This window comes from Streptomyces misionensis (assembly GCF_007896895.1).
In the GTDB taxonomy this organism is placed as follows: Bacteria; Actinomycetota; Actinomycetes; order Streptomycetales; family Streptomycetaceae; genus Streptomyces; species Streptomyces misionensis_A.
On record NZ_VOGW01000116.1, the window covers coordinates 44,787 to 51,483 of the forward strand.

Annotated in this window: 7 protein-coding genes; all 7 read right to left on the reverse strand. The window is 72.4% G+C overall.

Annotated elements, in window-relative coordinates:
- Positions 1-30: 30 nt before the first annotated feature.
- The 7 genes from FRZ03_RS20820 to FRZ03_RS20850 all read right to left on the reverse strand — a co-directional run bounded on the left by FRZ03_RS20820 (position 31) and on the right by FRZ03_RS20850 (position 6,573).
- Complete coding sequence (locus FRZ03_RS20820; RefSeq protein ID WP_146466667.1) at positions 31-810, reverse strand: HAD-IIA family hydrolase; 780 nt, start codon at positions 808-810, stop codon at positions 31-33.
- Between the two features lie 119 nt (positions 811-929).
- Positions 930-1,985, reverse strand: coding sequence for a 2-aminoethylphosphonate ABC transporter substrate-binding protein (locus tag FRZ03_RS20825; protein ID WP_146466668.1), 1,056 nt, complete (start codon positions 1,983-1,985; stop codon positions 930-932).
- Positions 1,986-2,039: 54 nt separating this feature from the next.
- Positions 2,040-2,837, reverse strand: a complete 798-nt coding sequence (locus FRZ03_RS20830; RefSeq protein WP_186785538.1) for an ABC transporter permease — start codon at positions 2,835-2,837, stop codon at positions 2,040-2,042.
- On the reverse strand, positions 2,824-3,702 hold the full coding sequence (locus FRZ03_RS20835; protein ID WP_146466669.1) for a 2-aminoethylphosphonate ABC transporter permease subunit: 879 nt from the start codon (positions 3,700-3,702) through the stop codon (positions 2,824-2,826). Before FRZ03_RS20835 ends, FRZ03_RS20830 begins: the two co-directional genes overlap by 14 nt.
- Positions 3,695-4,741 carry an ABC transporter ATP-binding protein gene (locus tag FRZ03_RS20840; RefSeq protein ID WP_146466670.1) on the reverse strand — a complete coding sequence of 349 codons (1,047 nt, stop codon included), beginning with the start codon at positions 4,739-4,741 and terminating at the stop codon, positions 3,695-3,697. Before FRZ03_RS20840 ends, FRZ03_RS20835 begins: the two co-directional genes overlap by 8 nt.
- A gap of 1 nt (position 4,742) precedes the next feature.
- A complete protein-coding gene (locus FRZ03_RS20845) occupies positions 4,743-5,441 on the reverse strand; it encodes a phosphonatase-like hydrolase (RefSeq protein ID WP_146466671.1) in 699 nt (232 codons plus the stop codon).
- 7 nt (positions 5,442-5,448) lie between these two features.
- Positions 5,449-6,573 (reverse strand): TIGR03364 family FAD-dependent oxidoreductase, encoded by a 1,125-nt coding sequence (locus FRZ03_RS20850; protein ID WP_146466672.1) that lies wholly within the window; start codon positions 6,571-6,573, stop codon positions 5,449-5,451.
- Positions 6,574-6,697: the final 124 nt, after the last annotated feature.

Consider the following 6,697-nt stretch of genomic DNA (forward strand, 5'->3'; position numbering starts at 1 on the left):
GTCCGGGTGATGCCCGGTCCCGGCTCCGGCTCAGATGAGGTCGACGAGGTCCGCGATGGAGTCCACGACCTGGGACGGCCGGAACGGATGCCGGTCCACCTCGGCGATCCGGGTGACCCCGCTGAGCACCAGGAAGGTGCGCATCCCGGCCTCCAGGCCCGCCAGCACATCGGTGTCCATGCGGTCGCCGATCATCGCGGAGGACTCGGAGTGGGCGCCGATCGCGTTCAGGCCCGCGCGCATCATCAGCGGGTTGGGCTTGCCGACGAAGTACGGGCTGCGGCCGGTCGCGGCGGTGATCAGGGCGGCGACCGAGCCGGTGGCGGGCAGCGCGCCCTCGGTGGAGGGACCGACGTTGTCGGGGTTGGTGGCGATGAACCGGGCGCCGTTGTTGATCAGCCGGACGGCCTTGGTCATGGCCTCGAAGGAGTAGGTGCGGGTCTCGCCGAGGATCACGAAGTCGGGCTCGTGGTCGGTGAGTATGTAGCCGACGTCGTGCAGCGCGGTGGTCAGGCCGGCCTCGCCGATGACGTAGGCGCTGCCGCCGGGGCGCTGGTCGTTCAGGAACTGGGCGGTGGCCAGGGCCGAGGTCCAGATGTTCTCGGTCGGCACCTCCAGGCCCATGCGGCGCAGCCGGGCGTGCAGGTCGCGGGCGGTGTAGATGGAGTTGTTGGTGAGGACCAGGAAGGGGCGGCCCGAGTCGCGCAGCTTCTTCAGGAAGGCATCGGCGCCGGGGATCGGCACGCCCTCGTGGATCAGGACGCCGTCCATGTCGGTGAGCCACGATTCGATGGGCTTGCGGTCTGCCATGTTGAGCGTCTCCTGGCATGCGTGGGATCAATGGACGGGGGGCGCCGGAACCACGGCGTACCGACGCCCCCAGCGTAGTCAGACCCGGCCGATCCGTACCCCGGAGTTCCGGCAGGCGGTCAGCTCCCCGTCGCGGACTTCCAGTCGTCGACGTACGACGTCAGGTTCTTGTCGATGTCGTTCCAGTCGGGCTGGAAGAACTCGACGCCGTCCATCAGCCTGGTCAGGGCGGTGGCGTTGGCGTCGGTGGGCTTGACGTCCTCGCGGACGGCGAAACCGCCGCCGACCGAGCTGACCTCGGCCTGGGCCTGCCGTGACAGCATGAAGTCGAGCAGTTTCCTGCCGTTGGCGCCGTGCGGGGCCTTGGTGACCAGCCCGGCCGCGTACGGCAGCGCGAAGGTGGACGGCTTGCCGTCCTTGCCGGCCGGGAACCAGATGCCGAGGTCGGGCATGGTCTTGGACTGGGCGTAGTTCATCTGCACATCGCCGTTGGCGACCAGCAGCTCGCCCTTGTCCACCTTGGGCGCCAGCTTGCCGGTGGAGGCGGACGGGCCGACGTTGTTGGCCTGGAGCTTCTTCAGGTAGGCGAGGGCCTGGTCCTTGCCGCCGAGGTCGTGCATGGCCTGGATGAGCACGGCCGTGCCGTCACCGGCGACGCCCGGGGTGGAGTACTGCAACTTGTTCTTGTACCGGGCGTCGAGCAGGTCGTCCCAGGTCTTCGGCGCCCGCTTCAGCTCCTTCTTGTTGTAGACGAAGCCGAAGTAGTTGTTGACGACGGCCGTCCACGTGCCGTCGGGGGCCTTGTCGGCCCCGCTGACCGCGGTGGAGTCCTTGGGCTCGTACTTCTCCAGCAGGCCCTTGCCGGCGGCCTCCTGGATGAACGGCGGCAGGGTGACCAGCACGTCGGCCTGCGGGTTGCTCTTCTCGCGGACGGCGCGCTGCACCACCTCGCCGGAGCCGCCCTCGACGTACTTGACCTTGATGCCGGTCTTCTTGGTGAAGTCCGCGAAGACCTTGTCGTACCAGCCGTCCCCGTTCTCGCCCTTGAGGCCGTCCGCGCTGTAGACGGTGACCTCCTTGGCGTCGGAGGCGGCGGAGGTGCCGCCACAGGCGGACAGCGCGGGGGTGGCGAGCAGGGCGAGGGCTATGGCGAGCGGGACGCGGGTTCTGGACATGACGGAACGAACTCCTGGCGTTTTCACGGCGGTCGGGAGGGACTCGGCGGAGGGTCAGCGGTACGACGCCCGGGTGCGGACCCGGGAGACGGCGAACAGGACGAGCAGGGTCGCGGCCATCAGCACCACGGCGACGGCGGAGCCGCTGAACAGGGCGCCCCGGTCGGTGGCCGCGTAGATCAGGACGGGCAGCGGGGTCCAGTCCGGCGGATAGAGCATCATCGTGGCGCTCAGCTCGCCCATGGACAGGGCGAAGCAGAGCCCGGCGGCCGCGGTGAGGGAGGGCAGCAGCAGGGGCAGCCGTATCCGCCACAGCACCTGGGCGGGCCGGGCGCCGAGGGAGGCGGCGGCCTGCTCGTAGGCCGGGTCGAGGCGGGTGACCGCGGCCGACACGGACTGGTGGGCGAAGGCGGTGACCAGCACGGTGTGCGCGAGGATCACGATCCACCGGGTGCCGTTGAGCAGCAGCGGCGGCTGGGAGAAGGCCACCAGGACGGAGAGGCCCACCACCACGGAGGGCACGGCGACCGGCAGCACGAACAGGGCGTCCAGCACCCGCTTGGCGCGCTTGCCCAGGGCCGCCCCGGCCAGCGCGGCCCAGGTGCCGGTGGCCAGCGCCAGCAGGCTGGCCCCGGCGGCCGTGAGCAGGCTGGTGGTGAGGGCCTGGAGGGCCTCGCCGCGGGTCGCGGAGCGGTAGTTGGCGAGGGTCGGGCCCGAGGGCAGGACGCTGGACCAGTGGGTGGCGAAGGAGGCGCCGAGCACCACCAGCAGCGGCAGCGCGAACAGCGGCAGGAAGAGGACGAGGAACACCGCCCACAGGGCCCACCTGGCCCCTCGGCTATGCACCAGCACGACGGCTCACCACCCGGTAGAGGCCGTAAAGGCCCACGGAGATCAGGACGTTGACGACGGCGACCACACAGGCGCCCGGGTAGTCGGACTCCAGGATCGCCTTGCTGTAGACGAGCATCGGCAGGGTGGTGACGCCCTTCGCGCCGGTGAAGAGCACGATGCCGAACTCGTTGAGGCAGAGCACCAGGACGAGGCTGCCGCCGGCCGCGAGCGCGGGCAGCGCCTCCGGCAGGATCACCGTCCGTACGATCCGCGGCGCCCGCGCCCCCAGCGAACCGGCCACCTCCAGCTGGGCGGTGTCCAGCTGCGAGAAGGCGGCGAGCAGGGGCCGCATCACGAACGGCGTGAAGTAGGTGATCTCCGCGAGCAGCACGCCCCAGGGCGTGTTCAGGAACTGGAAGGGCCCCTGCGCCGCGCCGGTCAGCCCGGTCCACGCCCCGTTGGCCATGCCCACGCTGCCGTAGACGAACAGCAGGGCCAGCGTGATCAGGAAGGACGGGAAGGACAGGAACACGTCGACGAACCGCGCCACCGCCTTCGCCCCGGGGAACGGCACGAACGCGATCACCAGCGCCAGCAGGAACCCGAGCACCAGGCACCCGGCGGTGGAGGCGAGCGCCAGCCACACGGTGGTCCACAGCGCCTGCCGGAACGCCTCCGAGGCGAACACGTCGGCGTACGGCTGGACGGAGGTGCCGCCGCTGTCCGGCCGGAAGGACTGCCGCACCACGAGGACGAGGGGGTAGAGGAAGAACAGGGCGAGGAGGGCGACGGGGGGAAGGGCCCGGCCGAACGCCCCGAGGGAACGCCGGGAGCCCTCCGCCCGGCCGCGGACGGCCCGCGCGGCGCGCACCGCCTCAGCCATGGCCGACCCCCTCGGGCAGCAGCACCGCGTCGGCGGCGGCGAAGTGCAGCGCGACTTCGGTCCCGCGCGCCGGTGGTTCCCTCAGCTCGCGCACGTCGGCCATGACGTCGTGCTCGCCGACCTTCACATGCACCCGGTGCGTGGCCCCCCGCCACTGGATCTCCTGCACCACCCCGGTGAGCTGGTTCGGCCCCGCGCCGAGCCCGATCAGATGCGGCCGGACGCACAGGGTGGCCCGCGCGCCCGCGACCGCCCCCGCGGTGTCCACCTTCACCTCCCGGCCGGCGAGGTCGACGCCGTCGGCGCCCACCGTCACCGGCAGCAGGTTCGCGCCGCCCACGAAGGACGCGGTGAACGCGTCGGCGGGCGCCCGGTACAGCTCCCTGGGCGTTCCGCAGGCGCGCAGCCGCGCCTTGTCCATCACCGCGATCCGGTCGGCGAGGGTCAGCGCCTCGACCTGGTCGTGGGTGACGTACAGCATGGAGACGTCCGGCAACTCGCGGTGCAACCGGGCGAGTTCGGCGAGCATCCCGGAGCGCAACCGGGCGTCGAGCGCGGACAGCGGCTCGTCCAGGAGGAGCACACCGGGCCGGATGGCGAGCGCGCGGGCGATGGCGACGCGCTGCTGCTGTCCGCCGGACAGCTCGCGCGGATGGCGGCGGGCGTAGGCCGCCATGCCGGTCATCTCCAGTGCCTCGCCGACCCGTTGCCGTATCTCGCTCCTGGCCGCCCCCCGGGCCTTGAGCCCGAAGGCCACGTTCTCGTCCACCCGCATGTGCGGGAAGAGCGCGTACTGCTGGACGACCATCCCGATGCCCCGCCGGTACGGCGGCAGGTCCGTCACGTCCCGGCCGCCGAGGAGCACCCGCCCGGACGCGGGCCGGACGAACCCGGCGACCGCCCGCAGCGCGGTGGTCTTGCCGGAGCCGGACGGCCCGAGGAGCGCCATGACCTCGCCGGGCTCGACGGTCAGATCGAGGGAGTCGAGGACGACGTTGCCGTCGTAGGCGACCGTGACGGAATCGAAGCGGATGCTCATCTCACCGGGCTCCCGTGAGCAGCGCCGGCAGCCCGGCGACGGAGTCCAGGACGTGGGTGGCCCCGGCGGCGCGGAACTGCTCGTCGCCATGGGCCCCGGTGCGCACGCCCGCGACCAGTCCGGCGCCCGCGCGCACACCGCTGAGCACGTCGTAGGAGGTGTCGCCGACGACGGCGACCTGCCGTACGTCCTCGGCCGCCTTGGTGCGCACGAAGGCCTCCAGGACCATGTCCGGGAAGGGCCGCCCGCGCCCGCCGGCGTCGGCCGGGCACAGGGTGAGCGGCACCAGGTCCCGCCAGCCGAGGGCGGTCAGGATCGCGTCCTGGGTGACCCGGGCGAAGCCGGTGGTCAGCACCACGGCGCGGCCGCTCGCGAGCAGTTCCTCGACGGCCTCGCGGGCGCCGGGAACGGGGGCGATCAGACCGTCGTCGACCAGGTCGCCGTACGCCTCCTCGAAGGCGTCGTTGGCGCGCCGGGCGCGCTCCTCGTCCCCGAACAGATGCCGGAAGACGGAGATCTTGGACTCGCCCATGGTGGCGCGGACGTGGGCGAGGTGCTCGGCGTGCTCCGCCGTGCCCTCCCGCACGCCCAGTTCGGCGGCGGCCTTCGCGAAGGCGCGCTCCACGAGCCCGCCGTCGGCGACGGTGGTCCCGGCCATGTCGAGGACGACGAGGCGGATGTCGGTGGTGGTGTCGGTCATGGGGTGCTCACCAGCCCAGTTCGTTCGCGGTGGTCTCGGCTATCGCGGGGGAGCAGGTCATGCCCCGGCCGCCGGGCCCGGTGACCAGCCATACCCCGTCGCTCACCTGCTGGCGGTGCACCACGCGGCTCTTGTCGGCGCACTGCGCGTACACCCCCGCCCAGCGGTGCCGGATGCGCGGCAGCGGCCGGCCGAGCAAGCTCTCCACGACGCCCTTGAGGTGCTCGTACGGCTCCTCGACGGTGTCGAAGGCGAAGGGGTGCTCGTACTCGTGGGTGTCGCCGATGGTCAGGCCGCCGTCGGCGCGCTGCACCATGAGCAGCTGCATCCTGTGCGCGGCCGCGGTCTCGGGCTGCGGCTGGCCGGCGTTGAGCGCGTCCAGGGCCGGGGAGGCGTAGGCGGGGTAGTAGCGGAAGCTGTCGCCGTCGGCCACCGAGGTGGGCAGCGCCTCGCCCAGCGGGTCGGTCTGCATCATCTGCAACCGCACCCGGCGCACGGGCAGCTCGGGACCGGCCAGCTCGCGGACCAGACCGCCGAGCCAGGCGCCGGTGGCCAGCACGACCGCGTCGGCGTGGTGCACGTCCCCGTGGTCGTCGCGGACGGCTCCGGGGCCGGCCACGTCGCGGACCTCGCGGCCCGGCAGGAAGGTGTAGCGGGGGGACTTGAGGAGCTCCTCGCGCAGGGCGCGCTGGGCGGTGCGGGGCTCGACCGCCGCGTCCCGCTCGCAGTGCAGGGCCGCGAGGAACTCGCCGCGCAGCGCGGGGTTGACCGCGCGGGCCTCGCCCGGGGTCAGCAGCTGATAGCCGCGGGCCGCGGCGTCGGGGCGGGCCACGGCGGCCTCGGCCACGGCGAGTTCGAGGTCCGTGCGCACCGGGGTCAGGGAGCCGTTGGCGCGGAAGCCCAGTGCGGGCACCCGGCCGCCGATCTCCTCCCACAGCTCCCGCGCCCGCAGCGCGGCCTCCAGCTCCTCGCCCCCCGCCCGGCCGCTCACCCAGATCTGCCCGAAGTTGCGCAGCGACGCGCCGCGCGCCTCCGCCTCCCGCTCGATCTGTACGACCTCGTGGCCACGTTCGATTGCTTGCCAGGCGTGCATGGTGCCGACCACGCCGCCTCCGACGACTGTCACTCTCACGGCGCCAACGGTGCTCGGGGACGGGTAACCGAAGTCGTCCGCGCGCCGACGGGAGGGTGAACGACCCTCCAAGTTTGGGCTAGACCCGTTATCTTCTCGTGACAAAGGACGCACGGTCCGGGAG

Bases quoted from the DNA above. Each gene is read 5' to 3' on its own strand.
- FRZ03_RS20835 (WP_146466669.1), bottom strand. From the start codon at position 3,702: ATGGCTGAGGCGGTGCGCGCCGCGCGGGCCGTCCGCGGCCGGGCGGAG.
- FRZ03_RS20840 (WP_146466670.1), bottom strand. From the start codon at position 4,741: ATGAGCATCCGCTTCGATTCCGTCACGGTCGCCTACGACGGCAACGTC.
- FRZ03_RS20825 (WP_146466668.1), bottom strand. From the start codon at position 1,985: ATGTCCAGAACCCGCGTCCCGCTCGCCATAGCCCTCGCCCTGCTCGCC.
- FRZ03_RS20845 (WP_146466671.1), bottom strand. From the start codon at position 5,441: ATGACCGACACCACCACCGACATCCGCCTCGTCGTCCTCGACATGGCC.
- FRZ03_RS20820 (WP_146466667.1), bottom strand. From the start codon at position 810: ATGGCAGACCGCAAGCCCATCGAATCGTGGCTCACCGACATGGACGGC.